Annotated in this window: 19 protein-coding genes; 8 read left to right on the top strand and 11 right to left on the bottom strand. The window is 41.7% G+C overall.

Annotation, left to right across the window (positions count from 1 at the left end; all coding sequences use genetic code 11):
* The first annotated feature begins 1 nt into the window (after position 1).
* The 8 genes from ACMAZF_RS09000 to putP all read left to right on the top strand — a co-directional run bounded on the left by ACMAZF_RS09000 (position 2) and on the right by putP (position 8,876).
* On the top strand, positions 2 to 961 hold the full coding sequence (locus tag ACMAZF_RS09000) for a DUF58 domain-containing protein (protein WP_435277019.1): 960 nt from the start codon (positions 2 to 4) through the stop codon (positions 959 to 961).
* Positions 962 to 966: 5 nt separating this feature from the next.
* Complete coding sequence (locus ACMAZF_RS08995) at positions 967 to 1,452, top strand: DUF4381 domain-containing protein (protein WP_435277018.1); 486 nt, start codon at positions 967 to 969, stop codon at positions 1,450 to 1,452.
* Positions 1,439 to 2,410, top strand: a complete 972-nt coding sequence (locus ACMAZF_RS08990; protein ID WP_435277017.1) for a vWA domain-containing protein — start codon at positions 1,439 to 1,441, stop codon at positions 2,408 to 2,410. The genes ACMAZF_RS08995 and ACMAZF_RS08990 overlap by 14 nt, the downstream gene beginning before the upstream one ends.
* Positions 2,407 to 4,341, top strand: a complete 1,935-nt coding sequence (locus ACMAZF_RS08985) for a vWA domain-containing protein (protein WP_435277016.1) — start codon at positions 2,407 to 2,409, stop codon at positions 4,339 to 4,341. The genes ACMAZF_RS08990 and ACMAZF_RS08985 overlap by 4 nt, the downstream gene beginning before the upstream one ends.
* Complete coding sequence (locus ACMAZF_RS08980; RefSeq protein ID WP_435277015.1) at positions 4,335 to 6,011, top strand: BatD family protein; 1,677 nt, start codon at positions 4,335 to 4,337, stop codon at positions 6,009 to 6,011. The genes ACMAZF_RS08985 and ACMAZF_RS08980 overlap by 7 nt, the downstream gene beginning before the upstream one ends.
* A 49-nt stretch (positions 6,012 to 6,060) precedes the next feature.
* Positions 6,061 to 6,582, top strand: a complete 522-nt coding sequence (locus ACMAZF_RS08975; RefSeq protein ID WP_435277014.1) for a sigma-70 family RNA polymerase sigma factor — start codon at positions 6,061 to 6,063, stop codon at positions 6,580 to 6,582.
* Complete coding sequence (locus tag ACMAZF_RS08970; RefSeq protein WP_435277013.1) at positions 6,579 to 7,316, top strand: DUF3379 family protein; 738 nt, start codon at positions 6,579 to 6,581, stop codon at positions 7,314 to 7,316. The genes ACMAZF_RS08975 and ACMAZF_RS08970 overlap by 4 nt, the downstream gene beginning before the upstream one ends.
* A 105-nt stretch (positions 7,317 to 7,421) precedes the next feature.
* On the top strand, positions 7,422 to 8,876 hold the full coding sequence (gene putP, locus ACMAZF_RS08965) for a sodium/proline symporter PutP (RefSeq protein WP_435277012.1): 1,455 nt from the start codon (positions 7,422 to 7,424) through the stop codon (positions 8,874 to 8,876).
* A 247-nt stretch (positions 8,877 to 9,123) separates the two neighbouring features.
* Here putP and purF read toward each other — a convergent pair whose 3' ends face one another.
* From purF to fabB, 11 genes are all read right to left on the bottom strand, one after another.
* A complete protein-coding gene (purF, locus tag ACMAZF_RS08960; RefSeq protein WP_435277011.1) occupies positions 9,124 to 10,641 on the bottom strand; it encodes an amidophosphoribosyltransferase in 1,518 nt (505 codons plus the stop codon).
* A gap of 32 nt (positions 10,642 to 10,673) precedes the next feature.
* Positions 10,674 to 11,165 carry a CvpA family protein gene (locus ACMAZF_RS08955; protein ID WP_435277215.1) on the bottom strand — a complete coding sequence of 164 codons (492 nt, stop codon included), beginning with the start codon at positions 11,163 to 11,165 and terminating at the stop codon, positions 10,674 to 10,676.
* A gap of 259 nt (positions 11,166 to 11,424) precedes the next feature.
* Complete coding sequence (locus ACMAZF_RS08950; RefSeq protein WP_435277010.1) at positions 11,425 to 12,018, bottom strand: SPOR domain-containing protein; 594 nt, start codon at positions 12,016 to 12,018, stop codon at positions 11,425 to 11,427.
* 65 nt (positions 12,019 to 12,083) lie between these two features.
* On the bottom strand, positions 12,084 to 13,346 hold the full coding sequence (gene folC / locus ACMAZF_RS08945) for a bifunctional tetrahydrofolate synthase/dihydrofolate synthase (protein ID WP_435277009.1): 1,263 nt from the start codon (positions 13,344 to 13,346) through the stop codon (positions 12,084 to 12,086).
* A 46-nt stretch (positions 13,347 to 13,392) separates the two neighbouring features.
* Positions 13,393 to 14,271 (bottom strand): acetyl-CoA carboxylase, carboxyltransferase subunit beta, encoded by an 879-nt coding sequence (accD, locus tag ACMAZF_RS08940; protein WP_435277008.1) that lies wholly within the window; start codon positions 14,269 to 14,271, stop codon positions 13,393 to 13,395.
* 388 nt (positions 14,272 to 14,659) lie between these two features.
* A complete protein-coding gene (gene truA / locus ACMAZF_RS08935) occupies positions 14,660 to 15,442 on the bottom strand; it encodes a tRNA pseudouridine(38-40) synthase TruA (protein WP_435277007.1) in 783 nt (260 codons plus the stop codon).
* Positions 15,443 to 15,523: 81 nt separating this feature from the next.
* Entirely contained in the window at positions 15,524 to 18,949 is a 3,426-nt protein-coding gene (locus tag ACMAZF_RS08930) for a FimV/HubP family polar landmark protein (protein ID WP_435277006.1), read from the bottom strand.
* Positions 18,950 to 19,343: 394 nt separating this feature from the next.
* Entirely contained in the window at positions 19,344 to 20,354 is a 1,011-nt protein-coding gene (locus ACMAZF_RS08925; protein WP_435277005.1) for an aspartate-semialdehyde dehydrogenase, read from the bottom strand.
* A gap of 13 nt (positions 20,355 to 20,367) precedes the next feature.
* Positions 20,368 to 21,498, bottom strand: a complete 1,131-nt coding sequence (locus ACMAZF_RS08920) for a 4-phosphoerythronate dehydrogenase (protein WP_435277004.1) — start codon at positions 21,496 to 21,498, stop codon at positions 20,368 to 20,370.
* A gap of 324 nt (positions 21,499 to 21,822) precedes the next feature.
* On the bottom strand, positions 21,823 to 22,284 hold the full coding sequence (locus ACMAZF_RS08915; RefSeq protein ID WP_435277003.1) for a hypothetical protein: 462 nt from the start codon (positions 22,282 to 22,284) through the stop codon (positions 21,823 to 21,825).
* Between the two features lie 279 nt (positions 22,285 to 22,563).
* Positions 22,564 to 23,778, bottom strand: a complete 1,215-nt coding sequence (gene fabB, locus ACMAZF_RS08910) for a beta-ketoacyl-ACP synthase I (protein WP_435277002.1) — start codon at positions 23,776 to 23,778, stop codon at positions 22,564 to 22,566.
* Positions 23,779 to 23,804: the final 26 nt, after the last annotated feature.

The raw sequence follows: 23,804 nt of genomic DNA, 5'->3' as shown, positions 1-23,804 counted from the left end.
CATGAATGAGCAATTTCCACCGTTTTGTGATGGCATAAACCTCTCGGTTAAAGAGTTATTAGAGTATCGCGGGCGCAGCGCCCTGCTCGACTTGTCTGCAAAAAGCCAAATAAAGTCTCATATGGCCGGTACCCTCGTTGCGAAAACAAAGGGACGTGGCATGGAGTTTGATGAAGCACGCCACTATCAAGTGGGTGATGATATTCGCGCCATCGATTGGCGTGTTACCGCTCGCACTGGTAAAACCCATACAAAGATTTATCGAGAAGAGCGAGAACGACCTGTTGTTTTATTGGTAGATTTTGGCCATCAGCAATATTTCGGCTCTCAAATGCTGCTAAAATCAGTTCAGATGGCGCATTTGGCGTCGTTAATTGCTTGGTCCGCTGTTGCAAATGGCGATCGTATTGGTGCCCTGTTATTTAATGATTTTGAACATCGCGAATTGAAACCGCGAAACCGTCATCACGGTGCGCTTGCTGTCATAGAGTATCTGGTCAAAGTTCACAGTCAAGGCTTAGAAAGTTTTAAGCAAAACAAAACTAAACCATTAGCATTTGAACAGGCTTGTTTGCGCCTGCGCCGCGTAGTTAAACCCGGTAGTTTAGTATTTGTGTTATCCGACTTTGCGCAGTTGAGTCCTAAAGCTGTTAAACAACTCCAGTTATTGTCACGCCATAACGAAATAATTGGCTGTCAGATCACCGACCCTATGGAATTGGCATTACCTGAGCAACTTAGCGGTGCGTTGGCGATTACAGATGGCGAAAACCGTAGTGAATTTATCGTCAACACTCAACGACGCCAAGACTATTCAACGCATCAAGATACGCTTATGCAAGATCGCAGTCAGATCCTAAAAAAATTAAAGATCCCTTTATTATCCTTTTCAACGGAACGACCATTACTGTCACAACTAGAGCAACGATATAGCAAAAATTCGTCGACGGTAGAGGAGTAATCTTTGTGAATAATTTTAATCAAACAACCGCGGCGCAAGGTCCACAATTACATGACATTGTTTTACCCGTCGAGCCTAGTTTTTGGCCACTTGCTATTGGTTGGTGGCTCGTCATTGCAATATCACTAATCGCTATAATTTTCACAACAACGTCAATTATTAAACGTCTTAAGTATTGGAAGATAAAGCGATTAGCTCAGCGTAAATTGTCTGACTGCACCTCATGTGATGACATTAATCAACTGCTGAAACAAGTCGCAATCTATTATTGTACGCGACAGGACATTGGCCCTATGAGAAATGCACAATGGACCAAATTTTTAATGTGTAATCTAACCGAGAATCAACAAGAGACATTGAACAATATTCATCAAGCCCTGTATCGTCCAAATCATGCTGAGTATCATCGCGATTATCTTTACATAGCCAATATGTGGTTGACACAATTGAATAAAAACTCACTTCGGGAGATGAATAATGTTGTCATTTAGTCTGCCGTGGATTTTTTTAGCGCTACCGCTCCCCTTATTAATGTATTTTGTGGTCAAGCCAAAGCCTCAGCCGCAACTGTCAGCACTAAAAATTGTCAATAACCAAGGATTTCCAGTCGCTAACGAATCGGTCGCTAATAGATCGTCTATAAAACTTTTCGCTAGTAGCATTATTTGGCTATTGCTCATCATCAGCAGTGCTCAGCCAATGTGGATAGGCGAACCTATTACCCAACCAACACAGGCTCGAGAGCTTATTTTGGCTGTTGATCTTTCAGCGTCTATGCAAGAAGACGATATGAAACTTAATGGACGTTACGTTGACAGACTGACCATGGTTAAGTCTGTATTGCGGGATTTTATTGCTAAGCGCCAAGGCGACCGGATTGGTTTAATCTTGTTTGCTGATAATGCCTACGTTCAAGCGCCGCTTACTTTTGATTTAACCACTGTACAAACACTGTTAGACGAATCATTTCTCGGGTTAGTTGGCCAGCAAACTGCCATCGGCGAAGCAATTGGCCTTGCAGTAAAACGTTTTGATAACAAAGAAGATAGCAATCGTGTTTTAGTATTGCTCACTGACGGCGAAAACACAGCCGGAACAATCACACCTGAGCAAGCGCTAGAGCTTGCCATCGCTAAGGATATTACTATTTACACCATAGGCGTTGGTAGTGACAACAATCGACAATTTGGTTTCTTCAATCGTAGTTCAGGAGTCGATGAAGCGTCTTTAACGAATATTGCGCTAGCAACCAACGGTAAATTCTTTAAGGCGACCGATAGTGACGAGCTAGAAGAAATATACCAACAGCTCGATGCACTTGAAAAAATTGAAGCCAACGAAGAAACCATGCGTCCACAAATAGCCTTATTTTTCTGGCCACTTGCCATCGCGATGATATTGGTTGTTTTAATGATGTTACAAACTCTCATTCAGGAGCGCAGAGCATGAGCCAGTGGTTAATCGATTTTCATTTCCTACGGCCTGCTTGGTTGTTCGCTATTGTGCCCTTGTTATTACTGGTCTATTTCACGCTTCGCGCGAAACGGAAACAAGGCCAGTGGCATCAAGTATTACCCAAACATTTAGCCAGCTTACTCATTGATGAAGGCGACGGTGCAAAACGACATCAATCTGGGCTTGTCGCAACGTTATGTGCCATACTCGCAACGCTCGCACTTGCCGGCCCAACATGGGAACGTATTGAACAACCACTGTTTAAAGTAAAGCAAGCACAAGTTATTATCGCGGATATGTCATTATCGATGTATTCAACAGATTTAACGCCCGATCGTTTAACCCGTGCTAAATTTAAAATTAAAGACTTAATTTTTCGCCTAAGTGAAGGTGAAACGGGCTTAGTTGCCTATGCCGGTGATGCGTTTGTCATTAGTCCTATGACGCAAGATGTCGCAAACCTTAATAATTTATTGCCTGCGCTCAATCCTCAAATAATGCCAGTGTACGGTTCAAATCCCGCAATTGCTGTCGAACGTGCTCTCGAGTTATTAACCCAAACACAATATAGCCAAGGACAAATCTATCTGATTACTGATGGACTTGAACCAGGTGATGCACGGGAAATTACCCAACTTTTGAAAAATACTCAGTTTTCATTAAATATATTAGGTGTTGGCACGACAAAAGGCGCTCCAATAAAACTGCCAAACGGCCAGTTACTTAAGGACGATAATGGAAACATCGTAATTCCTAAACTACAGCCCAATATACTCAGAAATCTCAGTAACACGTTATCTGGTCGTTACAGTAATTTGACCCATGATTTGTCAGATATTGATTTTATTACCGGTTCGGTGAGCGCCGAGGATATTGACGAGCAAACTCAAGATACGCAATTTGGCGATCAGTGGCACGAAATAGGGCCATATTTAGTGTTACTTATCCTGCCATTTGCACTCGTTGCCTTTCGTCCTGGCGCACTTGCTAGCCTCATTGGGTTATCACTTGTGATGAGTTATCTACCGCAACCTGTCCTTGCCGCGACAGCGCTTAGCCAACAAAAGTCCGCATTAGTCACGAACACAGAGATAGCAAAAAGTATCAATCAAAAGGATACCACTGAAAACTGGTGGGACACGCTTTGGAAGAGCGATAATCAACGTGGTTTTGACGCTTATCAACAACAGAACTATGATAAAGCGCTCGCCGATTTTAATGATCCACAATGGCGCGGCGCATCTCATTATAAACAAGGTAACTATGAACAAGCGCTTCATGCGTTTGAGAATGATCCAACCTCTAAGGGGCTATTTAATCAAGCTAATGCACTTGCCAAGATGGAGAACTATGAAGGAGCCATTGAAAGATTAGAGTCACTTATAGAAAAAGAACCGGATTTCCCCAATGCCAAAGAGAACCTTGAAGCGATAAAAGGATTACTTAAGCAACAGCAATCTCAAGACGGCCAGCAAGGTGACGGTGAAGACCAAGACTCATCGCAACAAAATTCCGACAATCAAGATCAACAAGAAGGTCAAGACGGCCAAAGTCAGGACAAAGATCAACAATCGGGTGATAACCAGTCACAACAAGGACAACCTGAAGAGTCTGATGATCAAAGTAAACAGAACGAGCAACAATCATCTCAGTCGTCTGATGAACAACAAGCACAGGAATCGAAAGAAGCAAAAGAACTAACTGACGAAGAAAAAGCGCAGCAAGCGAAAGAAAAGCAAGCAGCCCAGCAAAAGCAGCAGCTGTTTAACGAGGAAAACTTAACACCTGAACAGCTTCAACGTCTCAACCAATTAGTCAAAAAGATCCCAGATGATCCCTCTTTATTGTTAAAGAATAAGATGGCTGTCGAGGCACGAAAACGTCAATATCAACGAGTGACAACAAAGGAACGTAAGAAGTGGTAAACGAACAAGTGAATCATTTAATCCCGCCGCAAATAGCGACATTAAAGCATGCAATGAAATTGTTAGTCCTCACGCTTGCATTTAGCTTTTTTGCAAGTCAAACATTTGCTACCACTACCCTCAAAGTAAGTGTTGACAGAAACCCAGCAATGGCGGGTGAGACATTCTTTCTAACAGCAGTCGCTGACGATTCCGTCAACAATAATGCTTTGGATACCAAACCATTGCTTAAAGACTTTATCGTTGGGCAAACAAACACACAAATTCTCAATGGCAGTATGACGCAGCAAACGACTTGGCGTGTGGCGCTGATTGCTAGAACGCCAGGACAATATACAATTCCAGCCCTGAGCGCAGATGGGGTATCAAGCCAACCAATTTCCATGAACATTGTAGAACGAACACAAGCTAGTGAGGAAAATCAAGAAGTGAAATTGGAAACAGATATTTCCACAAAAACCACTTATATTGGCCAGCCTATTATCTACACCATAAAATTATTTATCGGTACACGCCTTCAACGCGCCAACTTGCAAGCACCAAGCCTGATTGGTGGTGATGTTGTGCAAATGAATGAAGATGAAGATGCCAGTGAAATTATCGACGGTAAGCGATACAGAACAATAACCCGCCGCTATAGTATTACACCGTCGCAAGCTGGGACTTTCGATTTACAAGGAACGATTTTCCGTGGTGATATCAGTCAGTATGGCTATGGCCGTTCAAAGCCAATTTCCTTAGTGGGTGATAATGAACAAATCATTGTCAAACCTATCCCTAATGATTTTCCGGGCCAATGGCTAGCCTCGCCGATTGTTACGCTCGAAGATGAGTGGCCAAGCGCTGATGTCTATAAAGTTGGGGAGCCAATTACGCGCACGCTTACATTATCCGCCGCGAATGTATCAACTGAACAGATGCCAGAAATTAACATAGATACAGGGATAAATTTACAGGCCTACCCCGATAAACCATTGTTTAAGAAAGGATTTAGTGGCAACACGCTTATTTCACAAGTTGTGCAAAAGTTAGCTATTATTCCGAGCAAGGCTGGCAGTATCACTATTCCAGAAGTGCGTATTCCTTGGTTTAACGTCAATACAGAGAGCGTAGAGTGGGCAACCATTGCGTCTAAAACGATTGAGGTCACAGACAATGCCCCTCTACCGTCTGCGACGCCGATTCAGCCAACTCCTGTTGCCGTGTCGAAACCGCTGCCTATTGCGCCGCAACAAACAACTATCACCACGCCGCCAAGCTATCTGTGGCTCATTGTATCGGCTATTTTGTTTATCTTGTTGACCATTGCCCTATTTTATATTGTCAGACTGCGTCAACAGGTTATAAAACAGCCATTACGTCAGTCAAAATCACTTGAAATTAAAAGTGTAAGTTATGTTACACTCATCACCGCTTTGGATAACAATGACCTAACCAAGGTGATGAAATTATTGCCATTGTGGTTAAAAAACGATTTTAATAAAACGCTGTCAGATCGAGCTGTCATTACCGCCAATATCGCGGAGTATTATCAACAATTGGCGCAAAATACATACAGTCAGCAACCACAAAAATGCGATACCAAAGCACTAAAGCAATGTGTTGTCGCATTTATGAAAAATAACAAAGTGACAGCTAAACCATCGTTAGATGGACTATATAAAAATTAATGTCATTATTTCTAAGAAATAATGAAAGATTTGAAAAGGGTTAGCGGTCTTGAAAAGAGATAACGAACTAAAAAAGCAATATGACGCCCTTGTTGCCCAGTACCATACCGATCTATATCGATATGGTTATTGGTTAACCAAAGATAAACAAGTGACTGAAGATATCGTTCAAGAGACTTTTTTAAGGGCGTGGCGCTCAATTGAGCAGCTACAAGATATTAAAGCAGCCAAAGGCTGGTTGATTACTATATTGCGTAGAGAAAACGCGCGTAGATTTGAGCGTAAACAGTTATCGTTAGTCGATATAGATGACTACAGCGTAGCTGATGATGATGAATCACAGCAACAAACATCTATTGAGAAAGAGGAGCTTCATGTTGCTATAAACATGTTAGCTGACGACTATAAAGAGCCATTGATTATGCAGGCGATGTTTGGTTATAGCGGTGAAGAAATTGCCACCGAATTAGGACTAAACAAAAATACTGTCATGACCAGACTCTTTAGAGCAAAGAAACAACTCGCAGAGCTTATTAAAAGCAATGTAGTAAGCAGGACAGTGGAAACATGAAACCATTAAGTTATTATGATTTAGCAATTGCCGATCCCTATAATAGCGACGCCGAATTTTTAGAGGCTGTTGCGGCGGATCCTGGATTAGCGCAAGTTGTTAAAGAAGCAAAAGAAAATGATAAATTATTTCAAGAATTTATCAGTGATATTCCAGAGCCATCAGCTGAGCACCTTAAAGCAATTACTGATGTTTGTAATACCCCAGCGCTAGATAGTGTAACCACTTTGCCAAAGCGCCAAATTAACCGCTTTAAACCCTACTTTGCAATCGCGGCATCATTTGCTGTGATGGCGGTCAGTATGTTTATGTTGAGTGGTAACAACCATTATAATCACAACTTAATGGATCATGCGTTAAGCCATACAGAACATGGTTTACCATTTGCAGGTGCTACAGACACTAACCCGTCATTGCTACGTGTTAATCAACAACTTTCAGTCTATGGCGCAAAGTTGACCAACGTTGATGATATTTTATGGTCAAGTCATTGTGACTTTGAAGGGGTTGCCAGCGCGCATTTGGTTTATCAAAATCAAACGCACAAAGTTAATGTCTTTTTAGTGCCAAAGTCACTAAAGTTTGACGAGATTAAGGAAAATTTCGGTAATGAAGAATTTAATGGCACGATTACAGAATTAGAAGACGGTTATTTAGTCATTGTTGGTCCAAAGAACACAGACATCAATAGCTTTAAGTCTAATATGGAAAGCCAGTTAGTTTGGGAGATTTAGTTTCAATTTTCGCCTAATGCGATACAATGTTACGTGATTTTCAGCAACACCGAAGTCTTTACTTCGGTGTTTTTGTTTTAACCATAACAATAATAAGAATAACTAATGAACATTGAACTCCCAATTCTCATCACGTTTATTTTCTATCTTGGCTGCATGCTTATGCTCGGCCTATATGCTTACAAAAAAACCAACAACCACAGTGATTATATTTTAGGTGGACGCAGTTTAAGCCCTGCAGTTGCCGCCTTAAGTGTCGGCGCCTCTGATATGTCCGGCTGGTTATTACTCGGCCTACCGGGTGCTATTTACGTCAGTGGCGTTAGTGAAGTATGGATTGGGATCGGCTTAGTTGTTGGTGCAGCCCTTAACTGGCAGTTTGTCGCCAAACGACTGCGCGTTTACACAGAAATAGCGGGCGATGCACAAACCCTACCGGATTTTTTAGCAAACCGCTTTGGAGACGCTGGAATGTTAAAAACTGTTGCAGCAATTGCGATATTAGTCTTTTTTACATTCTATACCGCGTCAGGATTAGTGGGCGGCGCAATATTATTTGAAAAAGTATTCGGTCTCGACTATTTCTGGGCACTGCTGATTGGCACACTTATCATCGTGTCATATACCTTTGTTGGCGGTTTCTTTGCGGTTAGTTGGACAGACTTCTTCCAAGGGATCTTAATGTTAATTGCATTAATTATTGTCCCGGCTGCAATGTATGTTGAAGTTGGCGGCAGTGAAGCAATGACCTCAGCCCTTCCCGCTTCAATGTTCGATATATCGCCAACGACTGGCGTTATTGGTTTAATTTCCTTACTTGCTTGGGGATTAGGTTATTTTGGTCAACCGCATATTCTCGTGCGATTTATGGCGATTGCTAAGCCAAGCGACGTAGGTGTGTCACGTAACATAGCAATGAGCTGGATGATACTAGCGCTATTTGGCGCACTAGCAACTGGCCTTGTCGGAGCCGCCTATTTTGCAGTTAAGCCATTAGACAATCCAGAAACAGTCTTTATATTCTTAAGTAAGGTCGCATTCAACCCTTGGGTGTCCGGACTCCTAATCGCCGCTATCCTCTCCGCTATCATGAGCACTGTAGATTCACAATTACTGGTAAGCTCAAGTGTCATTAGTGAAGATTTATACCGACCGTTTATTAATCCAAAAGCAAGTGACAAAGAATTAATGCTCGTTGGCCGTATCGCCGTTGTTAGTATCGCTGTCATCGCCCTACTCATCTCACTCGATCCTAAATCTAATGTTTTAGGTTTAGTGAGCTATGCGTGGGCAGGCTTCGGCGCAGCGTTTGGGCCGATGATATTGTTGGCCTTGTATTGGAAAAACTACAATAAATTTGGCGCTATCTCTTCAATTATCGTCGGAGCATTAACCGTCATTATTTGGAAAAACCTCGAAGGCGGATTGTTCGATCTATATGAAATCGTGCCAGGGTTTATTTTTGCCTTCGTTGCTGGTGTCGTTGTTAGTAAACTCAAGTCGATTAATAGCACCGAACTCAATGCACAATTCGACAGTTATCAAGATGCATTAAAATAACATTCGTTGTCCAGCGGTGTTCTTAAAAGCCATCGTCAGTTAACTGACGATGGCTTTTTCATTCCAGCAGAATACCCTAACTAAATAAATCATATAATCTTGTTTCTTAATGAATAGCTATTGGTTTGAGCCCAGCGTAATTACCGTGTCAAAATTGTACTAACTTAACGTCGATATGCTTTCATTAAGACGTAAAAAAGCAGCGGCCAAAACGGGCGCTGCTTCTCATAGAAGGACGAGCTATAAACTAATTTGATTCGTTGTGTAAATCGATATTCGAAATTTCTGCTTTAGCTTCGGTGTCTGCTTTCGCGCCATCGTTTCTAAGGCAGGTAATTTCATCCAAGTATGCTTGACTGATATCACCTGTCACATAACGACCGTTAAATACCGACGTTTCAAAACCTTCAATGTCAGGATTCTCTTCACGAACAGCAGCGATTAAATCATCAATATCTTGGTAGATTAAATCATCGGCACCGATCTGCTCTGCAATTTCATCGACTTCGCGGCCATGCGCAATCAACTCTGTCACTGATGGCATATCAATACCGTACACATTCGGGAATCTAATTTCAGGTGCAGCTGACGCAAAGTACACTTTATTTGCACCAGCTTCGCGAGCCATATCAATAATTTGTTCAGAGGTGGTTCCGCGCACAATTGAATCATCAACAAGCAGCACGTTTTTGCCTTTGAACTCACTCTTGATCGCGTTAAGTTTACGACGTACAGATTTACGACGCATCTTCTGACCAGGCATAATGAAGGTACGGCCTATATAACGATTTTTAACGAAACCCTGACGATAAGGAATGTTTAATTCACCGGCAATCTCGAGCGCAATATCACATGATGTTTCAGGAATTGGAATAACAACATCAATATCTAAGTCTTCCCATTGATGTGCTATCTTCTGTCCCAGCTTTTTACCCATATTGAGTCGAGCTTGATAGACAGAAATTTTATCAATGAATGAATCTGGACGAGCAAAATAGACATACTCGAAAATACAAGGTGCATATTGTGGATTAGCCGCGCATTGTTGTGTGTGCAAATGGCCATTTTCATCAACATAAACGGCTTCACCTGGTTCAACATCGCGAACAAAACTAAAACCAATTGCATCAAGTGCAACATTTTCAGACGCGACCATGTATTCTGTCTTGCCTTCTTCTTCACGTTGACCAAGGACCAACGGACGAATGCCATACGGGTCGCGAAACGCAATCATTCCGTGACCAATTACCAGTGCAACAGCGGCATATGCACCCTGTAACAACGCAATGGAACGAGCAACACCGTCAAAAATTTCTTTCGGTGTTAGGGTCATTTCTGAACTTAACGACAACTCATGAGCAAGTACATTAAGTAAAATCTCAGAATCAGAATTAGTATTGATATGGCGACGTGCGACTTTAAATAAATACTCTTGCAGCGCAACTGAATTAGTCAAATTACCATTATGCGCTAACGAAATACCAAACGGTGAGTTAACATAAAAAGGCTGTGCTTCTGCCGATGTCGAGGTACCAGCGGTCGGATAGCGTACATGGCCAATCCCGCTAGTTCCCTGTAGTCGCTTCATGTGTTTTTCTTCAAACACATCACGGACTAAACCATTTGCTTTACGCAGTCGAAAATTTCCTTGGTCAACCGTACAAACACCCGCCGCATCTTGCCCACGGTGCTGAAGCACTGTTAATGCATCATAAAGTGCTTGATTTACTGGACTATAGGCAACAATACCAACGACACCACACATAAAAATTTCCCCTCTCAACTACGTTGAGTTAGTTACACTTGTTGTTTGATAAAACTTGAGTTTTGCTTAATAAACTCGAAGAACCATTCGATAACCGCACCAAATTCAGGAATTAACAGCGAATCTCTCCACCAATCTGAATTAGACAGCGTTGTAAATGAATCAATTGCAAAGAGGATAGCAGCAACAATCAATACACCGCGAAGTGCACCGAAACAAAGGCCTAATACACGATCTGTTCCGGATAGGCCTGTTTTTACAACAAGCTGACCAATGACGTAATTTGTAATAGCGCCAATGATCAAGGTTGAAATAAACAATGCCACAACAGCACTCGCATTTTTAACCATGGGATCATCGATCTGTGTTAAAAATGCGGCTAGGTCCGCGTAAAATCTACTGGCAATAAAAAATGCAGCTACCCAGATAACTAGTGATAATGCTTCTTTAACAAAGCCACGAGTTAAACTAATAAGGGTCGATAAACTAATGATGATCAATATCGCATAATCAATCCAAATCATCTTCATTTATGTGACTCCCATTGCAAATTTGCGCGAATTTTACCAAGATTATTAGAAATTCCTAGCATAAGTTTCCTCTTTTCGGTCATTTGCTTAAACATTAGCTAATCGGTTTATTAGCATCGTACTTAAAGCATTGTTTTTATTTGTTAAATTAAGAAATTGTACCCTGTGTCAGGTTTTGAGTTTTTATATCAAATAGTATCAGGAGATTGTATTGCGTCATAAAAAAGCCGTTGCAAGCAACGGCCATTTTCTATTAATTAATCGGGTTGTATTTTTCAATGACACCCGATTCTTTAAATGCTTTTTTAAGCTTAGGCTGCAGTGATTGCAACTTTTTCTTGTCTAGTTCAGGCCCAACATACACTTTATTGGTCACACCAGCTCTAGGGACTGCAGGGACGCTATACGCCGTGAAGCCTTTCTTTCGTAGATTTTTAAGGAGCGTATTCACATTGCTTGGATTACCAAAGCTCCCCATTCGAATCACCCAGCCTTTCGCTTTAATCGGTGCAGCAATAGTAGATTTAGTGACTTCCTTATGGGCAGACTTAGTAACGATATCATCACGTTCATTAGTTTTAGCCGCATCTTTCACCGCTTGAACGGTAGAGTGAGCTTCTGCGCTATTTTCTTGAACAACTTTGTCATTTTGTTTGATATCGACTGGCGGCTTTGACAACTCAATTTTACTGACATCTGGCTGTTGATGTGTCGGTTTCGTCGGGATTTTCACAAACGCTTGGCGTTGCGACTCTTTTTCACCATCAAAAATCTTTGGTAAAAAAATAATCGCCAATGCAAAAAGTACCACTGCACCTACCACGCGATTTTTAATTTGATCACTCACTTTAAACCCTTAAATCCAAAACGATTTCTATAGCAGCAAACTATAGAATAATTTAAACGAAACTTCTACGTTAATTCAACTAAGTTATTGTTTTCCAAAATAGCTGCAACAGTGAAAAATGAACCGAATACAACAATCAGATCGTCTTTGTTAGCTTCTTTTTTGGCTGCATCCAATGCTGATACAACATGCTCAAATTGATGAGCTGTTTCTAAACCAAGCGATTCAAATAATTGCGGCGCACTAGCGCCACGGTCGCAATCAAGTCCGGCAAGATACCAACTGTCTGCTAACGGCTTAATGACCGACAATGTCGACGCACTGTCTTTGTCACCCAACATGGCACAAACGACATGCACTTTGTTGGCTCTTTGACGGGGAATCCACGCGGCTAAATAGCGCCCTGCTTCAGGATTATGGGCCACATCAAGATACACAGCCGGTTCCTTAGCGACTTGTTGTAACCGCCCTTTTAAGCTAGTTTCTTTAATAACCGCCTTAATTTTAGCTTCAGGCAACTCTAACCCTAATGCCTCAAATGCTGCTAGTGCTGTTGCGGCATTAGTCATTGGTAACTTGGTATAGGCAAGATCATCATAACGTGATTTGACGCCAGTAAACTGCCATTCATCATGATGTGTATTAAACCCAAAATCGAGGCCTTTAAAAGAGATATTGCAGGCAAGTTCACGCGCCTTATCTAATAACGGTTGCGGTGGATTGGGTTCACCACAAATTACCCGTTGGTTTGCTCTAAAAATACCTGCTTTCTCAAACGCCACTTGTTCCCGTGTATCACCAAGCCAGCCTTGGTGATCTAAATCAATAGACGTTATGACAGCCAAATCAGCATCGACGATATTGGTAGAATCTAAACGACCACCTAATCCCACTTCTAATATGACGTAATCAACATTTGCTTTTTTCATCAAATAAAGTGCGGTTAACGTGTTAACTTCAAAATAGGTCAGTGCGATATCACCACGAGCAGTCTCAATAGCTCGAAGTGCCTCAATGTGTGCATTGTCTGGTAACTCTTGATGATTAATACGGACACGTTCATTATATCTAATGAGATGTGGGGAGCTAAAGACACCCGTGGTGTGACCCGCTGCTAATATGAGCTGTTCTATAAAAGCACAGGTAGAACCTTTGCCGTTGGTGCCGCCCACTAGAATAACGTTATTAAGGTCGTTCAATAGATTTAATCGACGGGCAACGTTTCTAACACGTTCTAGTCCCATTTCGATTTCTTGAGGGTGTATAGATTCTAAATAAGACAGCCAATCATTGAGGGATTGGCTGTTAGGATTAAAGCTTTGATTCATTATTCATTCCAACGCTAGATATTATCGCCAGATTGAATAATAACCATTAATTCACTTCTTGTTGAATCGCAGGTTGGTCAGTCATCTTGGCTAATAAACGCGCAATTGTATTTCGCATTTCTCGACGGTCGACAATCATATCAATTGCGCCCTTCTCAAGCAAAAATTCACTGCGTTGAAATCCTTCAGGAAGTGTTTCACGAACAGTCTGTTCAATAACACGTGGGCCAGCGAAACCGATTAACGCTTTTGGTTCACCAATATTAATGTCGCCTAACATTGCTAGACTCGCAGAAACACCACCCATTGTCGGATCCGTTAGTACAGAAATATAAGGAATGCCGCGTTCACTTAGACGATGTAAGATTGCGCTAGTTTTTGCCATTTGCATTAATGACATTAATGCTTCTTGCATACGAGCACCGCCAGACGCTGAGAAACACACTAATGGCACATTTTTATCGAGTGCAACTTGCGCAGCAGCAACAAAACGTGCACCAACCACAGACGCCATTGAGCCGCCCATGAAACCAAACTCAAAAGAACATGCAGCAACAGGCATCCCTTTAAGGGTTCCCTCCATTGCTACCATTGCATCTTTTTCATTTGATGATTTTTGTGCTGAATTGATTCGATCTTTATACTTTTTCGTATCTTTAAACTTCAGTAAATCTTGTGGTTCGTACTCTGTCCCTAATTCGGTTGTAGAATCTTGATCTAAAAACGCCAGTAAGCGATTACGCGCACTAATGCGCATATGGTGATCACATTTAGGACAAACGTGTAAATTACGTTCTAATTCAACACTGTAAATAATTTGACCACAATCACTACAGTGGCTCCAAACACCTTCTGGAATGTTGTGCTTACGTTGACTTGCGATGCCTGAAGGCAACATCTTTTCAATTTTTTCTATCCAGCTCATAAAAGATCCGTGAAATTCAATAATTCATAAAATACTTGATATGTGGTCGAGATTATTAAATCAACAATTTTCAACCACCATTACATCATTGACTTAACTTACACTGTTGAATACTCAAACATAATAAAAATAACTCATTATTGCTTGATAGCAACAAATCATTACAATTTTTGAATATTTATCGACACTTTTCTTTAAACTATGACATTTTTAGACGGCGTCGTTTAAAAGAAAATTTACAAAAGGTTAGTTAAGTTCTAAATATGGCGACATTAAACCATATTCTCAAGGGTAAATGACATAAATAACTGGTCTTACCCTTGTGAGTTGGTGAGGATTTTGCGGCGATCGTTCAAGATATCTAGATGAATAGTCTGACTTCTCTACACTAATTGAAAAATAATGGACCAACCGCAGGCGTCGGTAATTCAAATGACGCTGGATATTCAACTTCCACCAAGTACAGGCCACCAGCTTTTGCCATTGGTGGAGCAAGAGCACGGTCCTTTAGGCCTAATAACTCAATCGGCGCATTAGTTGGCAAACTGCCTTCGCCCACCTTTATTAACGTGCCAACAATATTTCGTACCATATGATGTAGGAAGCCATTTGCCTTTATATCGACCACAATGTACTGACCAATGCGCTCTATTGTTAGATGTTTGATTTCTCTAACTGGCGAGTGCGCCTGACAATGTAGTGCGCGATAGGACGTAAAGTCATGTTCTCCGACAAAGTGTTGCCCAGCTTGGGCCATCAGCGTTTCGTCAAGGGGATCATAATAATGGCTCAGACCACTGCGTAAGATAGCGGGACGTAACAGCCCATTACTAATGATGTAACGATAGCGACGGTTAAAGGCACTAAAGCGGGCATGAAACTCATCAGGGACTTGTTTTACCCAGCGGATGGCGATGCTGTCAGGCAGCATGGCATTAACACCTAATGTCCAACCGCGGTCATCTCGAATCGCCGTGGTATCAAAGTGAACGACTTGGCCAGTGCCATGAACGCCAGTATCAGTTCGCCCAGCACACTGCACCGTAATTGGTTCATTGGCGAGCTTAGACAGTGCTTTTTCTAAAACAGCTTGTACTGAAATTACGTCTTTTTGTCGTTGCCAACCGTAATATGCTGAACCGTCGTATTCAACGCCTAATGCTATTCGCATAATTTAAAAACCAACTGAAAAAATAAAAGCGCATTATCGGATAATAATGCGCTTGTTTAAAGAAAATTTATGCCATTAATATTATTTTAAGCGCTTCATTAGTTTTTCAACTTCTTTTACTTGAGCACTATCACCTGTTTGCTTAACTTGCTCAAGCATATCTCGCGCACTATCTTCATCATCGATTTCAAGATAAGCTCTTGCCAGATCCAGCTTTTTTGACGCGCCATTTGGATCGTCATCAACATCGATGCCATCAGCTTCTGGCAGCATTTCAGGAAATTCATCCAATCCAATGTCCAAGTCTACATTTTGATAGGGTTCAGAGTCTTGTTCATTCATCGCTGACTCATCTAGCAGCTTATCAATATCTATAAAGCTGTTTTCTTGCTCAAATTTCGGTAACTGTTCATTGAGTTCTGCTTCGGCATCAATAAGGTTAATTTCAGCGTTTTCTGATTCACTCTGCATAAATGCATCTAATTCATCAACCATCGCATCATTTGCTTGTGGCTTTGATGATGAATCAGCAATAGGCTCAATAACCGAATCCTCGTCGAATTCTGCCATACTTTGCGTAAGGTCGTTATCATCCAGGGCGATAGCTTGGGGATTGATGAATTCATCAAGTTCCTGTGCGGCTGGCTCACCTGACGATATATCTGAATCGACAAGCATGTTATCAAGCGCATCAACTAAATGTTGTGCTTCTTGACTAGGTGCTAATTCAGATGGAACGCCCGTGTCGGTATTTTGAATATCAGATATCGGTTGTTCAACTGACTCCAAAGGCTCTATAGCTTGTGAAAGTTCAGTCTGGGGCACTGCTGGCTCATCAGAAATTTCTGCTAAACTCTCTGCAATATCGGTTTCATCAATTGCGTCTTGGGTCATTAGATAAGGTTGCTCAACCTGATCCAATTGTGAAAGTTGCTCTAATGCACTTAGCGGCGGTTGAGCATCAGGCTCATTGAGCAGCGAATCCATGTCACTCAGCAAGTCATCGATATCATCTACTGCTACTTCTGCCGCTGGTCCAATAGCATCTTCTTCAACTAATGTGTCAGTTTCTGCAAGTAGCGCATCAATATCGTCAGCTGCAACGTCTGCTGCTGATTCAATGGCATCTTCTTCAACTATAGTGTCGGTTTCTGCAAGTAGCGCATCAATATCGTCAGCTGCAACGTCTGCTGCTGATTCAATGGCATCTTCTTCAACTAACGTATCAGTTTCAGCAAGGAGCGCATCAATATCGTCCACTGCAACGTCTGCCGCTGGTTCAATGGCATCTTCTTCAACTAACGTATCAGTTTCAGCAAGGAGCGCATCGATATCGTCCACTGCAACTTCTGCCGCTGGTTCAATGGCATCTTCTTCAACTAACGTATCGGTTTCAGCAAGGAGCGCATCGATGTCATCAACTGCAACGTCTGCCGCTGGTTCAATGGCATCTTCTTCAACTAACTTATCGGTTTCAGCAAGGAGCGCATCGATATCATCAACTGCTACTTCTGCCGCTGGTTCAATGGCATCTTCTTCAACTAACGTATCGGTTTCAGCAAGTAGCGCATCAATATCATCAGCGTCTACTGTTTCGTTTTCACCATCAAGTAGCGCATCAATATCATCAGCATCTACTGTTTCGTTCGCACCATCAAGTAACGCGTCAATATCGTCAGCGTCTACTGCTTCGTTCGCACCATCGAGTAGCGCGTCAATATCGTCAGCGTCTACTGCTTCGTTCGCACCATCGAGTAACGCGTCAATATCGTCAGCGTCTACTGCTTCGTTCGCACCATCGAGTAACGCGTCAATATCGTCAGCGTCTACGGTTTCGTTCGCACCATCAAGTAGCGCATCAATATCGTCAGCGTCTACTGCTTCGTTCGCACCATCGAGTAGCGCGTCAATATCGTCAGCGTCTACTGCTTCGTTCGCACCATCGAGTAACGCGTCAATATCGTCAGCGTCTACGGTTTCGTTCGCACCATCAAGTAGCGCATCAATATCGTCAGCATCTACGGTTTCGTTAGCACCATCAAGTAGCGCATCAATATCATCAGCGTCAACTGTTTCGTTCGCGCTTTCAAGTAATGCATCTATGTCATCCTCTGGAACAGCACCGTTTGCTTGTTCTAATAACGCATCTATGTCATCTTCGCTAGTGACATCATCAACGTCAGATGGCTCTAATTCATCAGCTTGAGCGAGTAATGCGTCAATATCATCTGTACTAACAATTTCATCTGACAACTTTGGTTCGCCCTGCGCTTCTTCTTCAAGCTCATCTGCTTGTGCTAACAACGCCTCTAGATCATCTTGCGCTAGGATCCCATCATCTGCTGGTTCAGATAGTTCATCGAGTAACTCAGAACTATCATCTAATTGGATCTCGTCTAAGTCAGATGGCACTAGGTCATCATCGCCTTCTGATGAAAATAAATCATCATCAAGGTCCGCCAAATCATCTATATCACTAATTTGTAACAGATCATCGTCGTCATCGCTGATCAACAAATCATCATCTAAATCTTCAGTGAGTAGATTATCGTCAGTTTCTAGGTCTGGAATACCAGCATCTTCGGCTGGTTCTTCAGGCTGCGGCGCAGGTTTATGTCGACGCAATAACCAAATGAATATACCTGCCATAATCCCTGTTGATAAAAGGCTCATGATCGTACCGATGACCCAACCATTATTAAAGATCGAATCGTGCTCCATATCTTTAGCGAGTTGGATATCTTCCAGTTCAGCTTTTAATTCAGCCAATTCATCATGCGCTTGTAAATCGAGCGCTTCTTGCGTTTGCATTTCTGCCAATTTGTCATCCAGGGCTCTAATTTGTGCTTTGAGCGCTTGGTTTTCTTTAATAAGCAACTGCATATCTGTCATGGCGAGTGCCAATTGTTCAGACAATCCAGGGTTTTCCACTGCCTGTGGCATGACTTTCTCAACTGAATCGTCCACCGCTTCATTCATCTGAATGTCATCAGCAGGTTTACCAAGTTCTTCTTGCGTTGAGTTAGTCGTGTCTCTGAGTGTTTCAACTGGCTCAGGAATGACTTCGACAGGCTTTGTCACCACAGTAGGTGTCGCTTGTCGCACAACAGGTTGATTAGTTTTTAGCTGGTCATTATTGGCTATGCGCAGTTTGGCAGTGGCATCAGTAATGGTGGCTATATCAGATTGCGAAGGAATGGTTATTGTGCTTCCATCAATAATCGAATGGATGTCATTGTTCTTAAACGCCTGAGGATTGGCCATAAAGATAGCAATGAGAACTTGGTCAACAGATAGTTTGGGATCAGGACGATTATTGAATGCTATGCGCCATAACGTATCAGTAGGTTTTACAGGGCCATAAGTTGCCGCTTGATTTTTACCAGCCACTTTATTATTAGGGCCGACCAATTCAATTGGTTGAGCGTTAACATCACTCAATGCCAATAATGTAAAAACGATACAAGTCGATATACAAGTACTCATTAAACGATTTATAAAGTCCATCTTGGTCCCTTGTTAATTGGTGTGCTAACCAACCGATTTTTATAATTATTTTATGTTGTCATAATATCAAACAACATATTGCCTAGTAATAAATCACCGGCAATACCCATGCATAAAAGCACTAAGGCGTAAATTTTTATCTGAATATTATGACGTTATATTATCAGTAAAAATTCTTAAGCCAAGAGCTTAATGACATTTGGTCATAATAATTAAAAAAATTTCGGTTTAGTTTTCTAAAAGTGTCAAATTGCTAGCTAGTATTAGCATAAAAACCAAACTGCAATTTTTAAGCCAAACCACCATCAACTGACCAGCGGTCGGTAATTAGATACAAAAAAGCCGTTTTATGACATGCATAAAACGGCTCGTTATGTTTGTAAAGAAAATCTAATTAATAGAAGTCACGGACTAACATTTCCGCAATTTTAACACAGTTTAGTGCACCAGAAGTCTTAACGTTATCACTAACACTCCAAAGGTTTACAGCATGGGGATGTGAAGTATCTTCTCGTAAACGCCCCACATGAACCATATCACTACCTGTGACATCATCAATTTGAGTCGGAATATACTCACCGTCTATTTCAACATGCGCTTCCTGCATCAACCATTCTCGAATTTGGTCTACATCTATTGGTTGCCCTAGCTCAACATTAACACTCTGTCCCAATCCGTAAAATACTGGGGTCATGACTGCAGTCGAATTAATTGCAATGCCAGCATCACCGAGTAATTTGACACTTTGGTCACGTAACATCGCTTCGATGTCTGTTTCACCTTCATCCAATGTTTTTCCAACTGTCGGTAAAATATTGAACGCTAGCTGTGATGAAAACGGATTGTCTTCAACCGCCAAACCGTTGAGTAACTTGCCACATTGTCGAGCCAGTTCGTTAATCCCCAAATCACCCGCGCTTGACACTGAATGATGACTCATTACATTGATTCGCGTAATGCCAACTTGATCATAAATTGGTTTTAACACTGTCCACAACTGAACCACACTTGGCGCTGGGCTTACCAGAATATTTGCATTGCGGAAATCACCAATCGCGTTGCCATTAATGTGCGGAATGATCATTGGAATTTCAGGACGCTGTATAAATGCATTAGTGCTATCGATAATCGCAGCGCCTGACTCGGCGGCAATCGGCGCGAACTTTAGAGATACTTCGTCGCTATGACAGAAAAAGACAATGTGTAAACTTGACCAGTCAACGTCTTTGGCTTCTTTAACACTGATAGATTTACCATTAAATAATGCACTATCGTCGTCTTTTACATCAACATCTATTGGCTGTAACGTATCGATTGCAAAGTCTCTATCAGCTAATGTTTCAATGATCGCTTTACCAACAGCGCCATTTGCACCAACTACACCTACATTAAATTGCTCTGACATTCTTTGCTCCATATTAAATCGTTACACTGTTAAAACCGATATTACGCAACAAATTTGCGTCGGTCTCATTAGTTGCTTGCACTGTAATTGCGCTAAATTCGCGGCGCACTTTATACTGTTTTCGTAAATTATCAAAGCCTTTAGCCGTTAAACCGTGCTGACGGACAAGTTCATCGTCATCTCGCACGTCATAAACTAGAGTAACAAGTTGCTTAATATCGTCCATCTTTAACGGATGAGACAATGCAACGTTGCTAACATTTGCTTGCGGTAACAAAGACGTGAGCAATCTATCCGGCACATAACCATTGGCTTCACACCATCGTTGATAAAGCATGTAAGTGCCCCGCGCTTTACCTTCAAACGAATACCCTGCGATATGGGATGAGCCGATATCAACTTTGTCGAGTAATGATCCGTTAATTTCTGGCTCATGTTGCCACACATCCATGACTGTCGTTAATTGCTTGCCGCTGCTCAGTATTGTGTCTAACGCATTGTTATCAACAACATCACCACGACAACTATTAATTAAAATAGCGTTATCGTTTAGCTGGCCTAAGCGTGTTTCATCAAACAAATGATAGGTTGGATAATCACCATCTTTTGTCATCGGAACATGTAGTGAAATGATATCTGCATTCATTACCTCGCTCATATCCCGATAGTCACCTTGCGCACCAGCGTCTTTAAGTGGTGGATCACAGTAAAAATGATTAATAGACAATGCGTTAAAAATTTTTGATAGTTCTTTACCAATGTTACCAGCGCCAACGATTGCCACTGTTTTACTTTTTAGATCAAAAGATTGTCGAGTCGCTAATATCAATAACGAGCTCAATACATATTGCGCTACGCCAATGGCATTGCAGCCAGGGGCATTGGTCCAAGTGATGTGGCGCGCGTCTAATGCACCACCGTCAATATGGTCAAGACCGATAGTCGCCGAGCCCACAAAGCTCAGCTTATTCGCCTTCTCAAGTAAAGCGTCATTAACCTTGGTTATCGAACGCACCAGCAGCACATCCACGTCGATAAGATCATCAGCAACAATCTCGCGTCCCGCTTTAAAAGTAATGGTTGAAAAGTCACCAAACAATTCGGCAACATAAGGCATATTTTCGTCGGCTAATACGTTGATCATCAATAGACTCAGATAGGATAAAAATAGGCGCTGATTGTAGCAGTAACCACTTAATTTTAAAAACCTAAATCAACAACAAAGATCTGTAATTTAAACTCATACCAATTGCATTAAGTAAGTGATCTTGTTGTGCGTAGAGAAAATCAGCTAAAACAAGGCGCTCGATTGACTAATAGCTGGCTATTAGGATTGAGAGCAACGCCATTTTAGTTAATTTTAACAAGTACAAGAGGGCAAATATTTAATGCAATTGGTATCAAGGTAAGGAGTTCATTTTAGCCAATAAAAGGAGGGCGTTCAATAATCTGTGTCAGGCTTAATTTTCTAAATATCAATGACGCTATCTAAACGCCCCTCAAAATATTCGAGCTCTACCGTAATCTGTTGACTAGTGACATTTTGACTGAACCAACTTGTTTCATTGACAACGGTCACCTTAATAGATAGATCACCTTTACCCATTTGAGCTAGCACATTAGCGGCCATTTCGCGCACGGTATTCCAATCGGTATGGGTTTCTAACTCGCACCAGAAAGACTCATACGACTCACAATTTCGTGCTTCAAAAAAACTATCAATCTCTGCGATAGCGTCAGCTTCAGTTGCTGTTAAAAGCCCCTGCTCCAACAACTGAGTTTTAAACTCATTAAAATGAAAATCTAGGTCGATGGCCATTTCTTCTTCGGCGTTACCAATGCCATGAGCTTCTAATTGAAGTGCTGGTTTTGAAGAAATGATGACGAGCAACTTTAATAACTCTTCATAATGGTAATTGATGTAATCCATGATTTCACTCCACAGGCTGCTGATAAAGCCCTATAAAACAGTCGAAAAAATTATTAAATTAGAAAGAAAAGCTGACTATCTTTTCCCTTTTCTGACAATATATTAACGTAGAATTATCACCACATTAAAGCGAATAAATTTGTGTAATTCATACGTTAGGTCACACTCTAGCAGTCCCTGTTCATTTAGCGAACAGAAAATTACCAAAAACAAAAAAGCCACCGAACTCTCGTTCGATGGCTTTCAAATGTTTAGTAAAGCGAAACTAGAAAATACTAATTATTTTTCAAACTTTTGAAAAACTAGTGTTGCGTTAGTACCGCCAAAACCGAAACTGTTTGACATAAGTGTCGTTAACTTCTTCTCTTGCAGCTCTGTTACGACAGGTAAACCAGCAGCAGCTTCATCAACTTCTTCAACGTTAATTGATGGGGCAATGAAATCATTTTCCATCATTAATAGTGAGTAAATCGCTTCGTGAACACCCGCCGCTCCTAATGCGTGACCCGTTAATGATTTAGTTGAACCAAATGCCGGCAGTTTTTCACCAAATAGCTCTTTGATTGCGCCTAACTCTTTTACATCACCTACTGGCGTTGATGTTCCATGTGTGTTGATGTACTCGATGTCACCGGTTGTTGTTGCCATCGCTTGTTGCATACAACGTACAGCGCCTTCGCCTGAAGGTGCAACCATGTCGTAACCATCAGATGTCGCACCGTAACCTACGATTTCTGCGTAGATGTGTGCGCCACGCGCTAATGCGTGCTCTAGTTCTTCAACAACAACCATACCGCCACCGCCAGAGATGACAAAACCGTCGCGGTTAGCATCATAAGTACGTGATGCTTTTTCTGGTGTTTCATTGTATTTCGTAGACAACGCGCCCATCGCATCAAAGCCCATTGCTAGCGTCCAATCAACTTCTTCGCCGCCACCTGCAAATACAATATCTTGTTTACCAAGTTGAATTTGCTCCAGTGCGTGACCAATACAATGTGCTGATGTTGCACACGCTGAACTGATTGAGTAGTTAACACCTTTGATTTTAAACGGTGTTGCTAATGTTGCAGAGGTTGTGCTCGACATGATCTTAGGCACTAGGTAAGGACCAACACGTTTAACGCCTTTGTCACGTAATTTGTCAGCGCTAATCACTTGATCAGATGAAGATGCACCACCACTACCAGCTAATAGACCAGTACGAACATTTGATACCATCTCAGGGGTTAGTTTTGAATCATCAATAGCTTGTTGCATGGCTACGTATGCGTATGCCGCAGCGTTACCCATAAAGCGCATTGCTTTACGGTCGATATGCTCGCTAGGATCTAAATCAATATTGCCCCATACCTGACTACGTAAGCCAACTTCTTTAAATTGCTCTGAGTAGCTAATACCACTGCGCCCTTCGCGCAATGCTTGAGTTACTTCTTCTGCGTTATTACCAATACTTGATACTACGCCTAAACCTGTGATGACGGCACGTTTCATTTTAAATCCTGTTGTTTCATAAACTG

Source organism: Psychrobium sp. nBUS_13 (assembly GCF_051201665.1).
Lineage (GTDB): Bacteria > Pseudomonadota > Gammaproteobacteria > Enterobacterales > Psychrobiaceae > Psychrobium.
This window is presented reverse-complemented; position numbering and strand designations above follow the sequence as displayed.